Below are 19037 nucleotides of genomic sequence, written 5' to 3'. Positions count from 1 at the left end.
GATAGTTCTAGACTATCTGTGTTCACTTTTATCGTTAGTTAAGAACTATCTAAAAACAGCGGCTATCTACTGGCCGAGGCTGGCACCTTACGAATGAGCCATAAGAAATATCCACCACCGATAATGGCAGCAATCGTACCAGCAGGCAGCTCGTAAGGAAAAATAACATAACGGCCAATCCAATCCGCTATCACCATTACCCCTGCCCCTAAAAGTGCAGCTAGTGGCAATTGCCGTTCAAGCTTCACAGCTCCCAGTGAAGTAGCCAAATGTGGCACCATCAAACCAATAAAGCTCAACGGGCCAACGGCAAGCGTGCTAGCCGTACTAAGCGCTGCTACTAATGCCAATAATGACAAAGTCACTGGCGTAACTGCCACACCTAGATTACGCGCCACACCTGTACCTAGTCCAAGAACGCGCAAAGGCTTAATCAGCAGTAGGCTGAGCACAAATAAGATAGCAGCGATGCCAATGAGATACCATACCGTACTGGGCTGGGCGCTATAAGTTGTCCCTGACAGCCAGCTGAGCATCGCTTCTAGACGCGGATCTCCTGAGAGCTTGACCATATGCATCACCCCATCCATCATGGCGGCAATGCCTATGCCTACCAGTAATAAATAACCTGAGCTGACCCTGCGTGCTAGCCAAATAATCAATAGCAGCACAGCCATCGCACCTGACAATCCTGAGATTAATAGCGTCCCTGCTCCAGCGGATAGCCCTAAACTTGGTAATAATAAAAACCCTAAAATGACCCCAAGTGCGGCACCCGAACTGACACCCAATACCTCAGGACTGGCCATGGGGTTACGCGTTAAAGTTTGCAGTAGCACGCCTGCAACTGCCAACATCAAGCCTGTGGCCGCAGCGCTCAAACTACGAGGCAAGCGGTACTGCTGCGTGAGCGCCCAATCTGTACTAAGCCCCCAACCATTGATATCTTGTACAAAAAGACAAGCCAGCAGGATAAGGGCGAGCACCCCAACACCCCATCGCCAAAATGCAATGGATGTATGCTTACCCGCAAGCATAGGCGTCACTGTCTCTATCCGCTCGCGACGCTGACGCAAAATCAGCCAAATAATCAACGGTGCACCCAAGATACCTGTCATGGCACCAGCTGGAATCTGCATATCAAGTATCGGCTCAAGCAGTAACGCGACATTGCTAGTCAACAACAACAGCAGCGCCCCCAACCCAAAAGCAGTAGCCAAACGCTTACCAATAGCAGAGATGCCCAGCGCATTGACCAAACTTGCTGCACCAAGACCAATAAAACCAATCAAGCCAACTTCACTAATCACTAAAGCGGTCACAACGGCTACCACCAATACAACCAGTGCATGAATCCCATTAATAGGTACACCCAGACGTTTTGCCTGCGTGTCATCTAGACTCATAAGCGTTAATGGTTTTAGTAATGGCAGACATACGACCGCCATCAAAATGGCAGTGATGACTAGCGTGATACTGGTATGCCAGCTGCTTTGTACCAAAAATCCAGCCGCCCATGACAGCATGCCATTACTACGCTCAGCAAAAAACAGCACCAGTACATTGGCCACTGCGGCCAGCAAAATATTGACTACCAAACCGGCCAGTATCAAAATCAATGGATTAAATCGACTGGGTGCTGATAAGGCAAAGACCAGACCCATACTGATGATAGCCCCCACAAAGGCCACATAAATACCGCCATAAATAGCCAAGCTTGGCAAAAACAACGTGACGATAAGCATGGCCAACTGTGCACCCACGCCCACCCCTAGCGTCGTATCGGATGCTAAGGGGTTTTTTACCAATTGTTGTAGCAAAATACTGACCACACCTAATAGCCCGCCAGCCAACAACGCCACTACGCTGGTCGCCACGATATGTAGCTGTATCGCCATATTGGCAATATCCAATTGCGAGCTTGGTATAAGCAAATCACTCAGTGGGCGCGTCCACTGTTGATCTAGCAGCGCCCAACTACTCCATAACGACAAAGCCGCTAATCCGATTAGCATGGCCCATAGTCGCCAAGACATACTGGCAAACAAAGAAGTCTGGGAATTGGGTTGATTGGGTGGCTGACTCAGTGGTGATGACTGTTTTGATGACGTCAATGAAGATGGCAACGATAATGGTTTTGGAGTCGTTACGGTTTCAGAAGCTGATGTCATCGTATGAGCACTATCGGTGTTGTTATTGATATGATTGTTGTGAGTATTTATATTGGCGCTCATAGTAGATCCCCGCCTTTTAATGAAACGTCTGACAAGTTATTTGCTAGGCTGACCAATGACGACATACCGCCATAAATCCATACTGGAGGTAGCTCACCCACACAGCGGGTATTGCCATAACCTAAACGCTGCCAAATAAGGCTGTCATCAATTTCAGCTCTAGTGATTGGACTGAGTGGGTCAATAATTAATAAACAAGTCTCATCATCTAATTGCGCCAAATCTCCCATCCGTATCGGCACAAATCCCCAATTATTGCCTTTGCCCAATACCACAAGCTCTCTACCCATCTGCTCTAACGCAGGTTGAAATAAGCTGTTTGCCACATACATACGCATGTTATTAGCATCCGCAAACTGCACCACCGCAAACTTTTTGACTCTTGGATAACGCTGCTGCAATTGCTGACTGGCCAGCTGTATGTCTTTCTGACTTTGTACAATATAGTCTTCAGCCATCTTTGGGTTATCGATCAGCATGCCAAGCTTCCGCGTTGGTTCGGTATAGTCCGCCCACGTTGCCGTCTCTCCTTTTGCCGCTGACATCACAGACTCAGCAGGGACATCACCGTATAAATTACGCGCATGCTCATAAAAGTAATTGTCTATCACCATATCAACAGGCAATTGGGCGATTAGCTCAGCATTGGGCTGATAGCGGATGCCCAAATCTACGGTTGATGAGGGCAATTTAGGGCTTCCAACCCACCTATCCCAAACCCTTATATCACCTGTCGCAATTGGTGCATGCCCCATCGCTGTCAAAGTCGCCGCATTGCCCCAGTCAGGAGAGGCGATATTCATCCTATCGCTATCACTTTTTTCTGCTGCTGAGGTAATGCTTGATGGTAATTCATCGAGCTGATCGGTACTGTTTTGTGTGGACGTCTGGTTATTACAGGCCGTCAATATTAAGCACAATGAGAGCGCGAACCATTTCAGTGTTGTCATTACTGATACTGACGTAACTAGTGGACGTTTCGATAATTTATCTGTATAAAAAACGGGAGGCATAGAAGCGTATCTTTGTAGGCGAATTAAAAAGAAGGAGCAAAAACCAGACGTTAAGCGACTGCGACAGGCTGTCCAGTAATGGGGTGACTGAGCAGCTGCATATCGACATTAAAGATATTGCGTAGCACGGTAGGTTGCATGGTACTGGCGATATCGCCGTTGTGACATACCTGACCATTTTTCAGTGCTATGATTCGATCGGCATACTGCGCGGCCAAATTGATATCATGGATAATAATCACCACGCTCAAGCCTTGTTCATCCACCAAACGACGAATAAGCTGAATGACCTCAATTTGATAATGCATATCAAGCGCAGCAAGTGGTTCATCGAGCAACAAATACCGCGTATCTTGTGCCAGACACATGGCGAGCCAAGCACGAGCGCGCTCACCACCTGATAGCGTGGCAGTAATTCGATCAGCAAACGCTTCGGTTTGAGTCAATTTTAATGCTTGCGCGACTTTATCTTTATCTATTTGAGTTGGCTTTTGTAGCCATTTTTGATGTGGATAGCGCCCTAGCATGACCAGCTCGCGCACCGTAAATCCAGCCGCTTCTGGCAATTGCTGCGGTAGATATGCCATTTGCCGCGCCAACTCCTTGCTGCCGTAGTCATTGATGCTGCGCTCGTCTAATGTGACATCACCACTACTACTTGCCATCTCGCCTGCCAATGCTTTAATCAAAGTTGATTTGCCAGAGCCATTATGCCCAACCAGAGCCACCAGTTGATTGGTATCAATCTCACAAGTCACGTTGTCTAATAGAGTATTTCCTTGACGGCTGATAGTCAGCTGGTTTGCACGTAGCATATAAGCACTCATTGTTGATAAAAGTAATATGTCATAAGAATTATGGTGTATCGATCATTGGTTATAGACCAATTTTTGGAGACCAAACCACAATAAGAATTGATTTTACTCGTAAATGATAACAAAAACAATTATCATTAACTAAAAACTCATTCACTTTAATTTCAACGCTTCGTTGATTGCGAGTATTTATATGACTAACCAGCTTTTAGCTACTACAGAAAACACCAACAACCAAAACAGCCAATACACCTCATTAAATGACCATGAAATAGCAAGTGTGGTCGCTCATATTAATGAAGAGCACCTCGACGAACTACTTGGATTCTTGAGTGTGTTTACCTCATTATCTACCGCCGAATTGGATCTGGTCGACGCACAGATAACCGATATTTACGCTGAAGGCATTACAATACAAACTCGTCAAAAAAACTCAAAGTATCAACCGACTAACGCTAAAGACAACCTACTCCATGACCAGATTTTTTTTATTAATTTTGCCACGCCTATCTCGCAGCTTGATGATTTACAAGCCCAATATATTTTGTTGAAACAAAGAGCAGATAAAAAACTGGGCAAAAAAACCATCAAACTGACCAAGCAAGTATTTGATGTGCAAAACAGTTATAACGTCAGCAAAAACATGCTGCGTCTTGAATTGAGCATGCCGTCATTAAGTGATTCTAAAGGCGAAAAAAACTCGACGTCAGTACCTATCAACGAAGCAGGTTACGCGTACTTGTTTGATTTAGAGCACAATGTAACAACGAATGCATTGATGACTGACAGCATTGATGGCAATGAAGCTGATGACAATGCGGTTAATGACAGTGAAAAAAATAACGTATGCCCTACTCGTCCTCACTGCTATTACACTTTAAGAAAAGCATGGCAAGCTGATGATGAGATAAGAGTTTGGGTCGATGTTTTTTTGCATGGGGATACGCCGGGCGGCAACTGGGCAGCAGCACTAAAAACAGGCGAGACCGTTGTCACAAAACGAGAGTTTCCAGAAAAGGTAGAGCACTTGCGAGATGGTCAAGCGGTATTGATTGTTGATGAAACATCGATGCCAACGGCAGCACGACTGCTGGAGTTATGGAGCAACCCTAAGCCACCATTAATCATTTGTGTGACGCAAGATGCAGGCGATCAAAGTTATTTTGATACGGTAAAAATGCGCAGCAGCCTTGATAGCACTGGTAATGACAACAGTAGCATTAGCATTGATAATAAAATTGATTGCGACACTGAAACCCACGGCAATGACCACTTTACCGTATTGCCTATAGTAACCAATCAACCAAACTCAGGATCAGATTTAGCAACGCTGATTGACAGTACACTAGGTGATTATTTAACTGACAATCCTCTACAGATTGATAAAGTTTGGGGCGCACTAGAAGCGAATACTACCAAAGCACTGCGCCCATTGTTGAGAGAGCGACTAGAACTCAGTCGTACCGATGTTGTGGTAAAAGTATATTGGCGTCACGATTAGTTTGCATAAATGACGTTATGTCTCTGACAATACCGGAGCGCTTTATTTTGATAGAAGGGGTCATAATAACTTTGTGCTATTACTCTGTGCTTTGCACCATCAAAAAGTGTTTCAGATTAGAGAGTCACTTATTAGAAAAGCATTTATTAGAGAGTCATTTAGTGGTCTTTTAAATATCTCTTGTTCCCACTGAGCTATTTAAATCTAACGCATTGAATTTGATGCCGTCCAAATTTGCACAGAACAGTACTATGACCCTGATTAAGTGATTCTGTGCAAGTACAGGAGCATGCGTTTTTACCTAAAGGCCCTCAAATCCTCTTTTATCGAATGCAAACCTTGATAGGCTTCTCCATATTTATGGTGCTCACCACTCACTAATCGCCCGCACGCCAATTGAGATATAGCTTAGTCACTCTATCTCCACTATACTAGATTCATCCCCAAGTGAACCTTGGGGATAATTAAGACTTAAGTTACTAGAATAAATGTATTTATTCAGATATCTGACGATAATTAGTGTCCACACCAGTGTCCAATGATCTTTGTAATTTATACATAGCAGGACTTTCAGTAGTCATCATTGTTTTAGAAACTATACTCTCAAGCTATCTACAAATATTTTGGACACATTCCACCTGCAACATTTACGGATATACATAATGGCTGTCAATACTATAAACGATATTAATAAACTTGAATGCCGAGATAAAGATTATTCAATCAGTATTTCAGGCACTTCTGGTCTAAGTGTTCGTATTTACCCAAATGGCAAAAAAGAATATTACCTTCGTTATTCGCATCCACATATCGACGGCAAACGACCTAGAATGATGCTTGGTAAGGTTGATGATATTAGCTTGTATGAGGTTAAGCATAAAGCCGAGTCCATACTCAATCTAGTCTCAAAAGGCTCTGACCCCAAGGCCATACAGCAACAAGAACAAGTTAATAAGTATGCTCATCTAAAAAACGCCACGTTTGCTGAGGTTGCACAGGCTTGGAGAGACCACAAGATAGGGAGTCGTCATCATAGTAAGGCTAAAAAGCCCTCGTTTAGTGAGTCGACCCTCAAGTTTTGGGATTTGTGTCTAGGATATATGTGTCGTGAGATTGGCGACCTAAAAATGAATGATATCACTAGCGAGATTATTTTGGGTGTATGCGAGGCCATTCAAAACAATGAAAACCAAGCCACCTTTGTTGGTGCAAGTACCCGACTTTATACTGAAAAAGTATTTTCGTTCGCAGTAGCGCGAGGATTATGTGACAAAAATGTGGCGATGGACACGCGCGGCGAGCTTGCCCCAGCCAATTCAGGCAATCATTTACCAGCCATTACTAAGCCTGATAAGTTTGCAATATTGTTACGAGACATGGGTTCATTCAAAGGCGCAAGTGCCATTACGATAGAGGCAATGAATCTGCTGCCTTATGTGTTTGTGCGTAGTATCGATTTGCGATCTATGCGCTGGCAGGATATAGACTGGGACAATAAGCTATGGGCGTTCTCCCCTACCAAGGGCGAAGGTCGTGAGGACATGGTGTCGCACTTAGTTGTACCATTAGCGACACAAGTAATTGCACGTCTAAAAAACATACGGTCAATCACAGGTCATAAAGAGTACGTATTTGCATCGATGCGCGCCTCAAGCAATTCATATATTAGCAAAGCAACCCTAGTACAGATATTTCATCGGCTTGGATATAAAGATGTGCAATGCGCTCATGGGTTTCGGGCATCAGCCAAAACCTTACTGATGGAGCAACCCGAACTGCGCTATTCGGACATTGTGACAGAGTTGCAGCTGGGCCATAGAATCAAAGACACGCATGGCGGTGCTTATAACCGGCTTGATGAGATCGATACCAGAGTGCAAATGATGCAGGATTGGGCCAATTATATAGATGGGCTGCGGAATCATAAATCAAGTATAAACTTTAGCAAAACATGACAGAACGTATCTGTACGACCTATATGCACACTTAAAAAGCATTGAATAATCTCGATAATCACCGCATCCTCCTCAATACCTTACTAACGAATTTTTATGGCAAACTGACCACCAAAAAATGGGCGACGATAACTAAGTGTTCGGCTGATACCGTATTAAAAGACATTAATGACTTGGTAGAAAAAGGCATGTTAAAAAAATCTGATGCCTCAGGACGTAGTACGAGTTATGAAGTCATGTTGTGAATTCAGGATTTTAATAAACAATTTTCTAAGGACGCTTCACAATTTGAGAAACGTTCAATTAGGGAGGGTCTAGAGTATCAAGGCTCGTGCCATCACTCAAGAAGGCGACAATCTTCATTCAATGGTGGCCAAGTGAATTCTTTATCATCACAGTGCAGTAAGATAGTATCGTTAGTGATTCCATTTATTGTGCCATTTAATCCCTGTAGGCGTATTTTCAAAGAAGTCAGACTACAGTGGGCATTTTGGTAGCTCTCCGCCTCTAGGCTAGCTAACGTTTGCTCTACATACTTATTGATACCATCAATCATCTCGTTGGCATCTTCTTGCCATTCAAAATTGTAATCTGCATCAAGAGAATCTAGATCTTCAATTTTTTTTAGATTAATTAAGACATCCATGAGTTTGCGTAGATTATTAAAGTCTAGGCTCGATATTGTTGTCTGCTTTTTAATGTTTTGCATCGAGAAAACTCCTACGTCTATTAGAATTTTTTAAGTGGTTCCATTATACCAGTCTGTTTTGAGTAGTCTGTTAATAGGTTTGAAAACTGAAGCAGCTGGTTCCCTAGGTGTATACTCGAAAAAACTATTGTATTATTTTTTATCAGACAGGAGAAGACACTTAGAATAAACACTCATATGAAAGCTAAAATAGCTCTTCAAATTACCTATAAATTTAACCCATATACATGAAAAATGCATAAAAACCTCCAGCAGTTTGAAGTATGCCTAAGTGCTCATAAGGACCGTCTATATAAGTGATGTACTGCTTCGCAGTAGAAAAATCTATTTCAATGGACTTTAAATCTTTTATAAAGTAATCAGAGCGCTGCATAGAGACATTAGACACTCTTTTCGAAAAGTCGATATCAACTTCCTGTACAATATTTATCGACGATAAGTACTCATTTACGTCTTCTTCAAAAGTATCTTCATGATAAAAATTATTTACAATCCACTCCTTTAAACATGATAGAAAAAAATCATCGATATCAAGACTAGTGCTACGATATATACAATTTATAAGGGATTCACCATAATTCTCTTCAAGCCGAATAACTGGCAATGCTGCATTGATTTTTTTAAAATTTTCATAATTAAGGTTATGCTTATTCATTGAAGTTACTCCCTATTTAGGTTGTTTATCAAAATAATTATTTGGAATGAACACTGCTGTCAATTCCATAGGAATTAACTTTGGATATCTTAGGCATGTAGCTTGATAAAATCATCCTGTGCAGTGGATTCTATAATTGTTGAGAACATAGCCGACGGTTCGATGCCTGTATAGCGCACCGAACCAGTGAAAGCGCCTGATTAGTTCGCCATAGGTATACATTAGTATGACCAACCTCTTACGGCGTCCAATCGTATCTAAACAGGAAATTACTCTAGGTATGGAATATAGTTATCAAACTCCCAATGAAAATATTTTGATAAGTTAGTCGACTGTTCATCTGAATTTTTATTAGAAGTGTTCTCTTCTACTAAAGTTTTAACGAAATTAAGTAAACTATACTTATCAAATACCTTTGTTACGAATACACCCTTTTCTCTAAAATAAATAGCACTCTGCTCGATAACTGTTCTATCAGAATTTTCTCTATAATCATTTACTAAATTGAAATAGTATATGTCACTCCCAATTTCATTACCTAATAGTAGATTAACTGTTAAGTTGAAATAATCGTCACCTTGTAGTTCAAAATTATCAAAATCTTGATGATCTTCAAACGATATATGTTGTACTGTGAGCATTTCTTAATCCCTCACTTTAAATGGCCGTTTACGATAAGAATCTTTTATTCAGATGAAGTAGAAAACACATAAAATAGTATTAGAACTAGTGACAAAGGCTACGGTTCGATGCCTATATAGCGCACTAATCACGAGTAGAGTATATATGGTAAGTACACCATGAAGTACACCGCGACTATTTCATCGAGTTAAAACGTTGATATTGTTAGCATACAACCTAAGATTCAAGTCCTCACTAGGGTACCGCCCTTGTTTCCATGAGATAAGTTATCGGCAATACCCTTCTTTGTTATCTACCACTCCTCTCATTTTAACCTTCCTCACCCTTACTTCATAATCACAACACGGTTCAGTAGTAATTTTTTGAAAGTATTATAGAAATACGCTTGACCTTACCATGATGTCAACCTATATGCTATCACTATAGATTTGAAAATAAGATTAAAAATATAGTTAAAAACGACAGAGGTTGTTATGAAAACAAAAAATACTAAAGCCCCTACTTATCATGAAGTGCTGAGCATTGAAGGCATGAGTTGCGCCTCTTGTGTTGGGCGTATCGAAAAACAGTTAAAAAACATTGAGCACGTTGAAAACGCCGAGGTAAATCTTGCTACTGAACAGGCGACTGTTTACTCATCTCAGCCTTTAGATGTCGCCCAATTAAACAAAGCAGTAGAGCGCGCAGGCTATAAGGTGACTGAAACCAAGCCTATCGAGCTATCTATAGAAGGCATGAGCTGTGCTTCGTGTGTTGGGCGAGTAGAAAAATCCTTGGCCAAAGTCGCTGGCGTGCAACAAGCTACGGTAAACCTTGCGACTGAACGCGCTTGGATTAAAGGCGATGCGCAAATACAGACTAATGACTTAATTGAGGCCGTCAAAAAAGCGGGCTACGAGGCCAAACTGGTAGAACAAGACCAAAGTGATCGACAAGATAAAAAAGCCTCGGAGCAAAATCAGCTTAAACGAGATTTAGGGCTTTCTGCGCTGTTGTCACTGCCCGTATTCATTCTAGCAATGGGCTCGCATATGATTCCAGCCTTTCATATGTGGGTGGTGAATAACCTCGGCACTCAGCAAAGTTGGTTGATACAGTTTGTTTTGACCACATTGGTACTACTCTTTCCAGGCCGACGCTTTTATCAAAAAGGCGTGCCAGCCTTATTGCGTTTTTCGCCAGATATGAATTCGCTAGTGGCGATTGGTACCGTCGCAGCATATGGCTTTTCTCTAATAGCGACCTTTATCCCGCAAGCGTTACCTGAAGGCACGGTGCACGTCTATTACGAAGCCGCTGCCATGATTGTGAGCTTGATATTATTAGGACGCTATTTTGAAGCAAAGGCTAAAGGACGTACTTCTCAAGCCATTCAGCATTTAGTGGGCATGCAGGCAAAGACCGCCCGTGTACACCAAGATGGCAAAGTCATTGAAGTCCCTGTAGAAAACGTCACCGCACAAATGATGGTTGAGATTCGTCCAGGCGAGCGTGTGCCTATCGATGGCGAAGTCGTTGACGGTCACAGTTATATTGATGAATCTATGATTACTGGTGAACCTGTCCCTGTGAAAAAACAAGCAGGCGATCAAGTGGTCGGCGGTACTATCAATCAAAACGGTACCGTGAATATTCGAGCAACGGCCATTGGTGAAGATTCTGTATTAGCGCAAATTATCCGTATGGTAGAACAAGCCCAAGGCTCTAAATTACCAATTCAAGCATTGGTGGATAAAGTCACCATGTGGTTTGTACCAGCGGTGATGTTTTTATCAGCATTGACCTTTATAGTTTGGTTGATTTTTGGCCCTGACCCTGCCTTAACCTTTGGTTTAATCAATGCGGTTGCCGTGCTCATTGTGGCCTGCCCTTGTGCAATGGGATTGGCTACCCCGACCTCTATTATGGTCGGTACGGGTCGCGGTGCAGAATTGGGTGTGCTATTCCGTAAAGGCGAAGCGCTACAAATGCTTCAAGACGTGAGCGTGGTTGCCGTTGATAAAACAGGCACATTGACTGAAGGCAAACCTACGTTAACGGATTTCCAAGTCCAACAAGGATTTGAGAAAGAACAAGTCTTACGTGTGGTGGCATCGGTTGAAGCAAAATCTGAGCATCCCATTGCCTTAGCCATTGTACAAGCCGCAGAAGAACAGAGTATTCAACTGCTCCCTATCACTGACTTTGAGGCGATGACAGGTTTGGGCATTCAAGCAAACGTGGCAGGACAAGTGATTCACATTGGGGCGGATCGTTATATGCAACAATTGGGGCTTGATGTTGCGCCTTTTGAACAAGATGCGCTACGTTTGGGTCAAGAAGGTAAAACCCCACTCTATGTATCGATTGACCAGCAGTTGGCCGCTATCATCGCCGTTGCCGATCCTATTAAAGAGACGACTCATGCCGCCATCGCCGCACTACATCAGTTAGGCTTAAAAGTGGCCATGATTACAGGTGATAATCGCCATACTGCCCAAGCGATTGCCGCAAAATTAAATATTGATCAGGTAGTAGCAGAAGTATTACCCGAAGGCAAGGTAGATGCAATACGCCAGTTGCAAGAACAATATGGCCGAGTGGCATTTGTTGGTGACGGTATCAACGATGCCCCTGCATTGGCCCAATCCGATGTTGGCTTAGCGATTGGTACAGGCACAGACGTGGCGATTGAGGCGGCTGAAGTGGTGCTAATGTCAGGTAGTCTGCAAGGTGTGCCTACCGCGATTGCCTTGAGTAAAGCAACTATCAGTAATATCAGACAAAATCTGGCTTGGGCATTTATTTATAATGTTGCTTTGATTCCGATTGCCGCAGGTGTCTTGTATCCCGCATTTGGTATCCTGATCTCACCTATTTTTGCGGCAGGCGCTATGGCACTCTCTTCTGTTTTCGTATTGGGTAATGCGTTACGCCTCAAGTACTTTAGAGTATAGTCAGCGAACTACTAAACCGCTACAGAGTGAATGTAGAATCGTAAAGGTTATCCATATAGGGTTTAGACATTAATGTTTAAACCCTTTTTAGGCTAGGATGATAAATATGAATATTGGTCAAGCATCAAAACAATCAGGTATCTCTACCAAAATGATTCGCTACTATGAGCAGATTGGCTTGCTAGAAACAGTAAATCGCTCGAACTCAGGTTATCGCTTGTATTCTAAAGACGATATCGACGACTTATGCTTTTTGAGACATTCTCGTGACTTAGGATTCTCATCCAAGCAAATGAAAGAGTTACTGTATCTGCGCAAAAATGCCAATCGTCAGAGTGCAGATGTGAAGCAACTGACACAAGAGCATATTGAAACGTTAAACCAAAAAATCACTCAATTGCAAGAAATGGTTAATTCGCTACAGAATTCTTTTGATCATTGTGCAGGTGATGATAATGCAGATTGCGCTATCTTAGAGGATCTTGGGCAAGCTAAATGAAGCGGATGCTAGCACTAGTGATCGCTTTCAAGCGCTCTTTCACCTCAGACTGGCCAATATGATGCATAAAATCAGTAGCATCAATCCCTGCTTTAGACAGAACGTCGGCGATAACTTCTTGTGATTGCATATTCAGTTTTTCCGCCCATATACCATTGAATACCGCTGTTAGAAGCGCCGCGCATCAGCTGCATTGTATTTAACGGAAAAAAAGATTAAAGCAAAACGGCACGTTATACATTTAGAAAGTTTCTAACCATGGGCGTAGATCAAGCTCGTGTGTCCAGCAATCTTTTGGTTGACAATGCAATTGCCAATATTGCTCAGCGATGTGCTCTGGATTTAATATACCGTCTTGATCTTTTAAGGCATAGCGCTCAGGAAAGTTGTCACGGATAAAGGCGGTATCAATCACACCATCAATAATAGTATGTGCCACGTGTATGCCTGTTGGTCCTAACTCTCGAGCCATGCTTTGCGCCAAAGCCCGTAACGCAAATTTAGCGCTAGCAAAAGCAGAAAAACCTTTAGCACCTCGCACAGAAGCCGTCGCACCAGTGAATATAATGGTTCCTTTTTCACGCGGAATCATGACTTTCGCCGCCTCTCTACCTGTCAAAAACCCAGATAACGCTCCCATTTCCCACACTTTTCTATAAACTCTTTCTGTGGTCTCTAAGAGGGAGAAATGCACGTTTCCACCTATGTTAAATACCACCACTTCAATCGGTCCAATGTCTTTTTCAATATGAGCAAACAGCTCAACCATCTCTTGCTCGACACGCGCATCACAACCAAATGGTTTGACGACTCCCCCAGCCGCTTCAATATCACTGACTAAAGCGCTCAGTTTTTCGACACTCCTTCTGGTCACGCATAAGGTAAAACCCTCTTTCGCGAAACGTCTTGCAACAGCGCTGCCAGTGGCATCGCCTGCGCCAATGACAACTGCAACGGGTGCTCTATACATATCTATTTCCTTATACGTTTATCATAGGTTCATTATCGATTTTTATTTTCTCAACTAAAAAGTCCACAGCAGCTTTTACTTTTGGGACTAAGTAGCGCTGTTTTTGGTACAACAAATACACCGCCATATCAGCATGTTGGGTAATCGTTAATCTATGCTCAAAGTTTAGTTCTATCAGTTGTCCTGACTCAAGATATGACGCTAATGCCCATTGAGTTGACATCAAAACACCGTCACCATCACAAGCTTTTTTTGCCAGCCACGGCCCGTTATTTGAAATCGCTACCGCAGGCCCTGAGACATCATGCCACTGATCATCCACATGACATAGCCAAGGCGTTGGCCCTGTTGGTGCTTTAAAATAAAGGCCTTTATGATCTTTTAATTCCATCACATGGATAGGTATACCGTATTTTTCCAGATAACTAGGGGACGCAACCGGAATAAAGCCATTGTCCATGAGTCTTATTGCGAGCACGCGCTCATTGGGCGCGTAGCCACCGCGAATCGCAATATCGACATCATCACGCCCAAGCGTTGACAGCTCATCACTTAAACTGACATCCAATATAATCTGAGGGTATAGCGCACTGAACTCATCTAGTAACGGTAGCAGTATTTTTTCACCAAAACCCACCATCGAGCTAATGCGTAGCCGTCCCATAGGTGTCGTCTGGTAGCTTCTCACCGTTTCTTTGCTTTGTTCTAATTGGTTCAATATCTGCTGCACGTCGTTGTAATAGACTTGTCCCACTTCGGTCAGCTTAACGATGCGGGTCGAACGCTTTAATAATGTCGCGCCCAAACTCTTTTCTAAATCAGAAACACGTCTCGACAATGATGATGGCGGCACATTAAAGGCACTTGCCGCTTTGGTAAAACTACCCATTTCGACGACTTTACTAAAATACCGTATTGCACGTAGTTGATCCAACCTATTTCTCCATTCAATAAATATTTGAGTATTTTCGCTCTACTATTGTCTTAATAACAATAGTGATTCACGTTTTCCCTTATATATAACCATATTAAAACCAGTAATAATGTGTTTAACTTAAAAATTACAACTTTTATATCAACAATGGAAAATGGACTTATGATTACTTTGCATGGTTTTGCTGCGAGCAACTATTACAATATCGTGAAACACACCCTTTTATTCAAAGAACTGTCATTCCAAGAAAACCTTGTCTACGGTAGTAGTGACGAGTTAATGAAAGTCAGCCCAGTTGGCAAAGTACCTGCCATCACAACCCCTGACGGCTTTGATTTGTCAGAGTCGAGCGTTATTTGTGATTTTCTAGAAGAAACTTACCCAGAAAAGCCGTTATATCCTAAAAATTCGGCAGAACGCGCAACTGTGCGTCAAATTATGAAGATATCAGAGCTTTATTTTGAGCTGCCAAGCCGCAGGCTAATCCCTTATGTTTTTTCAGGCACTGATGCCCCTGATGCCATCAAGGATGAGGTCCGTCAAGTAATAAGCCGCGGTATTATTGCCTTGAATCGCTTGTGTCAATTCTCGCCTTGGATTGCAGGTGACGAATTCACGATGGCTGACATCTATGTTTATTATGTGAATACTATTGTCAGCGCATTTGCCTCTACCCAACTTAACTGGGATGTGCTGGCAGAAATCCCAGGTATGAAAGAGTGGAATGCTGCTGTGAAAGAGTCTGATACTGCCAAACAAGTAGAAGAAGGTCGTCTAGCAAACATGCCAGAGTTTATGCAGCATGTGACAGCCCAAATTAAAGCCGCAAACGCTGGCTAGTTTGATATTAAAAAGTACTTAACTACAGAACAACCTTTGTATTCAATAACCAAAAAATAGGGCCAATACAATACCGTCATTGGTTCAATAACTATAACGATTTGCAGGAGCAAACCCTATGACTGATAAAAACATCCAACTGACTTCAACCATCAGCGAAGACAACAAATTGACATTGGCATTACAAGAGATTGATATGCCGCAGCCTGGTGCTGATGAAGTCGTTGTGCGCATTGAAGCGGCACCATTGAACCCATCTGATTTGGGGGTTATGTTCAGCGCCGCCAATATGGCAACCGCTGTACAATCAGGCACCGACCAAAACCCAGTCATCACAGCTGATGTCCCCGCCCAGTTTATGCCATCGCTAAAAACACGTGTGGGTAAAGCCACGCCTGTGGGCAATGAAGGCGCAGGGACTGTGGTCGCAGCGGGCTCATCAGATGCCGCACAAGCATTGATGGGTAAGACGGTAGCTGTGATTGGCGGTGGGACTTATCGTCAATACCACTGTGTCAATGTACAAAGCTGCCTAGAACTAAAAGAAGGCACCACGGCTAAAGAAGGCGCGTCTTCTTTTGTGAACCCGCTTACTGCGTTGGCGATGGTTGAAACCATGCGTGCTGAAGGGCATAAAGCCATCATTCATGCAGCGGCAGCCTCTAGCCTTGGTCAAATGTTAAACCGTATTTGTATGGCTGATGGCATTGATTTGATCAATATTGTACGTAGAGATGAGCAAGAAACGCTATTGCGTGATATGGGCGCAAAATATGTGGTCAACTCAAGCAGTGATAATTTCATTGCTGATTTAACGGCAGCGATTATCGAAACAGGTGCCACTATCTCGTTTGACCCTATCGGTGGCGGTCAGTTAAGCAGCGATATTCTTAACTGTATGGAAACTGCTATCACTCGTGATGTAGAAGAATACAGCGTTTATGGGTCTGATACTTTCAAACAAGCTTATATTTATGGCGCACTAAACCGCGGCCCTATTACATTGAACCGTAACTTTGGTTTTGCTTGGGGTGTTAATGGATTCTTATTGTTCAATGCGCTAGGCAAACTGGGCACCAAGACAGTCATGTCGATGCGCAAACGTGTTGCAGAAGAAATCACCACGACATTTGCCAGCAGCTATACGCATGAAGTGTCATTGGCAGAGGCATTAAAACTACAATCAATCGCCGCTTACGGTAAACAAGCGACCGGTGAGAAGTACTTAATCACGCCTCAAGCTTAATTGTTGTTTAAAAAGTAATTTAGAAACAAAAAAGCAGATATCGATTATGATATCTGCTTTTTGTTTAGAAAAGATATGATATTATTTAAATATAAGTAATTATAGCTTGATAAGTGATACTTCTGTTTGTTGTAGATTAATCTCTGATTTCATAAAAAGTCTCATTACGCTTCTCTCAAAAAAAGCTCAGTTCCTTTTTTGATAGGCAGATTCAATGCAATCCCTACCTCTCCGATAGTTGCTTCATCTACATTACTTCCATTAATTTGAATTGAATTTATAAATAGTTTTGATAACTTTCCATCTTTTTTACCTATTAACGTCGAACCTATTTTTATAGTACATGTATCCGTTAAATTTATAATTGCTACTTTACCATTATTAAATACTTCATTTGAGATTCCAATCGATATCGTGTTACTTGGCTCTAACGTAATTAAACCGAAATTGAACAAACTGTATCTAACCTCTTCTTTCGTTATAATTCCATCTTCAATTAGAAAATATGCTTTGTACAAGTTATAGGTGGTTATGAGTCCCCTCTTGTCGAGCTTGGCATCATTAATTTGGTTTTCAGTGAAGGGTGGATTTTTTCTATTTTTCGGAGCTAGGTATCTTTGATGGTTGACTATGTATAAGCCAAATACATCGAACCTTCCACGTTGCTCCGCCCTTCGGTATTTTATTTTACTGATTTGCGAGCAAGCTTTATCGGTTGAAGTTCCACCAATACCTTTAATTTCAATGACAAGAAGGCCTTCATCCGTTTCAATCTGAAGATCCTCCTCAAATAAGTCTATTACCTTTTCATCCATATCTACTACAGAATCAAAACCAAGCCAAACCATATATTTTTCAATCGATTTAACTAAATCATCACCAGTTTGATAAATCAACTCATGTAAAAAACTATATTGATCTCTTGTTTTTTCAATATTTTGTTCAATATTCTGAAGGTTTTTTTTATATTCAATACCTAGCTCAAGTTTCTGTTTCAATAATGCGCCTTCATTTGGCAGTAAATACTCTCCGTTATGCAACCAGCCAAACTCACCATGGTATGGGAAAATATCAGGCATAATTTCAGGAAGGTATATTTTAAAAATCTCACTGATAAACTGACTCTTCTCTTGTATATCAGGAAAAACTAAAATAAAACAGTCACCAACCCAGTGAGCATAGCTTATGATTTCTTCACGATCATTAAATAACAGTGGTATAAACTCTTCGATTTTTTGACTCTTACCGTCTTTCCATTCAGTAGGATGGTAGAAAACACTACTGTACTCAATACCATCTATATACTTTTCTAATATTGGAGATATTTTATTACCTTTTACAATAATAGACTTATTTCCGTTTCTTTCCGATCTAGAGGCAATCGAGCTATAAAAATATAAATTAGAATAAGAACGTTTATCTTTTACTGCATAACCATGTGATGTTATTTCGACAAATTCGTAGTCCACTGTATTTTCTTGCCCACAAAAGGCAATGACGATCGATTTCTTCTTTATTATTTCTTCGATTTCATTAGATATAAAATTTATAGCGATTGGTCTTGGATCAAAAACTTGTTCAGGAAAGCAGCTAAGAAAAGCATAGGCTTTAGATCCTTTGCTATTTTCTAGACTGTGATCATCAGCGGAGAAATCTTCAATTATATTTCCTGTCATATCTAACATGACGATATCAAACTCATGCAAATTTTTTGGAGAGTTATAATTTAGCTTCATTAGCTTTTCAGTAGCGTGTTGCTGATTGTTCACTCTGATGCTAGATCCAAAACTTCCCTTAACACAATTAAACTTCAACCGTTTAAGCTCTTGATGTACATCGTCCTCAAAATCAAATAAGCAGATCATAGGATGCTGATGAATTTCGGGTTGTTCATCGAAATTATCTATAGGCTGTAATTCTTTTTGTGTTGTCTTTCCTAACATAGAATGTTTAATCCCGATTGATATGGTTGAGGTATAATATCTCACTTTATGCTATTTAGTTATTTATACCTCTTCAAAAAACAGCTTATATCACATTCTCCAATCATTCCACCAAAATACTATTCTATAAACAATTGATTATAAT

Annotated in this window: 16 protein-coding genes and 1 pseudogene; 7 read left to right on the top strand and 10 right to left on the bottom strand. The window is 41.8% G+C overall.

The window, feature by feature from the left end; translation table 11 throughout:
- Positions 1–62 precede the first annotated feature (62 nt).
- The 3 genes from fhuB to IOD06_RS00410 form a co-directional block, all read right to left on the bottom strand.
- Entirely contained in the window at positions 63–2234 is a 2172-nt protein-coding gene (gene fhuB, locus IOD06_RS00420) for a Fe(3+)-hydroxamate ABC transporter permease FhuB (protein ID WP_194618475.1), read from the bottom strand.
- Entirely contained in the window at positions 2231–3184 is a 954-nt protein-coding gene (locus IOD06_RS00415; protein ID WP_227669822.1) for an ABC transporter substrate-binding protein, read from the bottom strand. The genes fhuB and IOD06_RS00415 overlap by 4 nt, the downstream gene beginning before the upstream one ends.
- 113 nt (positions 3185–3297) lie before the next feature.
- Positions 3298–4062: an ABC transporter ATP-binding protein gene (locus IOD06_RS00410; protein ID WP_194618471.1), complete on the bottom strand. Its 765-nt coding sequence runs from the start codon at positions 4060–4062 to the stop codon at positions 3298–3300.
- Between the two features lie 193 nt (positions 4063–4255).
- On the opposite strand from IOD06_RS00410, the gene IOD06_RS00405 reads away from it, so the two are divergent.
- The 3 genes from IOD06_RS00405 (at position 4256) to IOD06_RS00395 (ending at position 7763) form a co-directional block, all read left to right on the top strand.
- Positions 4256–5563 carry an SIP domain-containing protein gene (locus tag IOD06_RS00405; protein WP_194618469.1) on the top strand — a complete coding sequence of 436 codons (1308 nt, stop codon included), beginning with the start codon at positions 4256–4258 and terminating at the stop codon, positions 5561–5563.
- A 662-nt stretch (positions 5564–6225) separates the two neighbouring features.
- Positions 6226–7518 carry a site-specific integrase gene (locus tag IOD06_RS00400; protein ID WP_194618468.1) on the top strand — a complete coding sequence of 431 codons (1293 nt, stop codon included), beginning with the start codon at positions 6226–6228 and terminating at the stop codon, positions 7516–7518.
- A gap of 41 nt (positions 7519–7559) precedes the next feature.
- Positions 7560–7763, top strand: a complete 204-nt coding sequence (locus IOD06_RS00395; protein WP_265087647.1) for a cell filamentation protein Fic — start codon at positions 7560–7562, stop codon at positions 7761–7763.
- Positions 7764–7855: 92 nt separating this feature from the next.
- Here IOD06_RS00395 and IOD06_RS00390 read toward each other — a convergent pair whose 3' ends face one another.
- The 3 genes from IOD06_RS00390 to IOD06_RS00380 all read right to left on the bottom strand — a co-directional run bounded on the left by IOD06_RS00390 (position 7856) and on the right by IOD06_RS00380 (position 9523).
- Complete coding sequence (locus tag IOD06_RS00390; RefSeq protein ID WP_194618467.1) at positions 7856–8227, bottom strand: hypothetical protein; 372 nt, start codon at positions 8225–8227, stop codon at positions 7856–7858.
- A gap of 214 nt (positions 8228–8441) precedes the next feature.
- Positions 8442–8882, bottom strand: coding sequence for a hypothetical protein (locus IOD06_RS00385; protein ID WP_194618466.1), 441 nt, complete (start codon positions 8880–8882; stop codon positions 8442–8444).
- A 269-nt stretch (positions 8883–9151) separates the two neighbouring features.
- A complete protein-coding gene (locus IOD06_RS00380) occupies positions 9152–9523 on the bottom strand; it encodes an Imm8 family immunity protein (RefSeq protein ID WP_194618465.1) in 372 nt (123 codons plus the stop codon).
- Positions 9524–9997: 474 nt separating this feature from the next.
- Here IOD06_RS00380 and IOD06_RS00375 point away from each other — a divergent pair, with 474 nt between their 5' ends.
- Both IOD06_RS00375 and cueR read left to right on the top strand, forming a co-directional pair.
- A complete protein-coding gene (locus IOD06_RS00375) occupies positions 9998–12460 on the top strand; it encodes a heavy metal translocating P-type ATPase (RefSeq protein WP_194618464.1) in 2463 nt (820 codons plus the stop codon).
- A gap of 106 nt (positions 12461–12566) precedes the next feature.
- Positions 12567–12959, top strand: a complete 393-nt coding sequence (gene cueR / locus IOD06_RS00370) for a Cu(I)-responsive transcriptional regulator (RefSeq protein WP_194618463.1) — start codon at positions 12567–12569, stop codon at positions 12957–12959.
- On the opposite strand, the pseudogene IOD06_RS00365 reads toward cueR, so the two are convergent.
- From IOD06_RS00365 to IOD06_RS00355, 3 genes and pseudogenes are all read right to left on the bottom strand, one after another.
- A pseudogene (locus IOD06_RS00365) lies at positions 12952–13125 on the bottom strand (DsbA family protein); the annotation flags it as partial. The gene cueR and the pseudogene IOD06_RS00365 sit on opposite strands and share 8 nt — an antisense overlap.
- Before the next feature lie 75 nt (positions 13126–13200).
- Positions 13201–13929, bottom strand: a complete 729-nt coding sequence (locus IOD06_RS00360) for an SDR family oxidoreductase (RefSeq protein ID WP_189582065.1) — start codon at positions 13927–13929, stop codon at positions 13201–13203.
- Positions 13930–13939: 10 nt separating this feature from the next.
- Positions 13940–14863, bottom strand: coding sequence for a LysR family transcriptional regulator (locus IOD06_RS00355; RefSeq protein ID WP_194618462.1), 924 nt, complete (start codon positions 14861–14863; stop codon positions 13940–13942).
- A gap of 162 nt (positions 14864–15025) precedes the next feature.
- Between IOD06_RS00355 and IOD06_RS00350 the strand changes: the two genes are divergently transcribed.
- Positions 15026–15703 carry a glutathione S-transferase family protein gene (locus tag IOD06_RS00350; RefSeq protein WP_194618461.1) on the top strand — a complete coding sequence of 226 codons (678 nt, stop codon included), beginning with the start codon at positions 15026–15028 and terminating at the stop codon, positions 15701–15703.
- Between the two features lie 118 nt (positions 15704–15821).
- Positions 15822–16949 (top strand): zinc-binding dehydrogenase, encoded by a 1128-nt coding sequence (locus IOD06_RS00345; RefSeq protein ID WP_194618460.1) that lies wholly within the window; start codon positions 15822–15824, stop codon positions 16947–16949.
- 164 nt (positions 16950–17113) lie between these two features.
- Here the strand turns inward: IOD06_RS00345 and IOD06_RS00340 are convergent, their stop codons facing one another.
- Entirely contained in the window at positions 17114–18892 is a 1779-nt protein-coding gene (locus tag IOD06_RS00340; RefSeq protein ID WP_194618459.1) for a hypothetical protein, read from the bottom strand.
- Between the last annotated feature and the right edge of the window lie 145 nt (positions 18893–19037).

Source organism: Psychrobacter sp. N25K4-3-2 (assembly GCF_015351755.1).
Lineage (GTDB): Bacteria > Pseudomonadota > Gammaproteobacteria > Pseudomonadales > Moraxellaceae > Psychrobacter > Psychrobacter glaciei.
Note: the sequence above shows the minus strand (reverse complement) of the source record. Positions and strands in the feature narration are given on the sequence as shown.

Excerpts from the sequence above, each read along its gene's own strand:
- fhuB (WP_194618475.1), bottom strand. The coding sequence starts at position 2,234 with ATGAGCGCCAATATAAATACTCACAACAATCATATCAATAACAACACC.
- IOD06_RS00415 (WP_227669822.1), bottom strand. The coding sequence starts at position 3,184 with ATGACAACACTGAAATGGTTCGCGCTCTCATTGTGCTTAATATTGACG.
- IOD06_RS00410 (WP_194618471.1), bottom strand. The coding sequence starts at position 4,062 with ATGCTACGTGCAAACCAGCTGACTATCAGCCGTCAAGGAAATACTCTA.
- IOD06_RS00405 (WP_194618469.1), top strand. The coding sequence starts at position 4,256 with ATGACTAACCAGCTTTTAGCTACTACAGAAAACACCAACAACCAAAAC.
- IOD06_RS00400 (WP_194618468.1), top strand. The coding sequence starts at position 6,226 with ATGGCTGTCAATACTATAAACGATATTAATAAACTTGAATGCCGAGAT.
- IOD06_RS00390 (WP_194618467.1), bottom strand. The coding sequence starts at position 8,227 with ATGCAAAACATTAAAAAGCAGACAACAATATCGAGCCTAGACTTTAAT.
- IOD06_RS00385 (WP_194618466.1), bottom strand. The coding sequence starts at position 8,882 with ATGAATAAGCATAACCTTAATTATGAAAATTTTAAAAAAATCAATGCA.
- IOD06_RS00380 (WP_194618465.1), bottom strand. The coding sequence starts at position 9,523 with ATGCTCACAGTACAACATATATCGTTTGAAGATCATCAAGATTTTGAT.
- IOD06_RS00375 (WP_194618464.1), top strand. The coding sequence starts at position 9,998 with ATGAAAACAAAAAATACTAAAGCCCCTACTTATCATGAAGTGCTGAGC.
- cueR (WP_194618463.1), top strand. The coding sequence starts at position 12,567 with ATGAATATTGGTCAAGCATCAAAACAATCAGGTATCTCTACCAAAATG.
- IOD06_RS00360 (WP_189582065.1), bottom strand. The coding sequence starts at position 13,929 with ATGTATAGAGCACCCGTTGCAGTTGTCATTGGCGCAGGCGATGCCACT.
- IOD06_RS00350 (WP_194618461.1), top strand. The coding sequence starts at position 15,026 with ATGATTACTTTGCATGGTTTTGCTGCGAGCAACTATTACAATATCGTG.
- IOD06_RS00345 (WP_194618460.1), top strand. The coding sequence starts at position 15,822 with ATGACTGATAAAAACATCCAACTGACTTCAACCATCAGCGAAGACAAC.
- IOD06_RS00340 (WP_194618459.1), bottom strand. The coding sequence starts at position 18,892 with ATGTTAGGAAAGACAACACAAAAAGAATTACAGCCTATAGATAATTTC.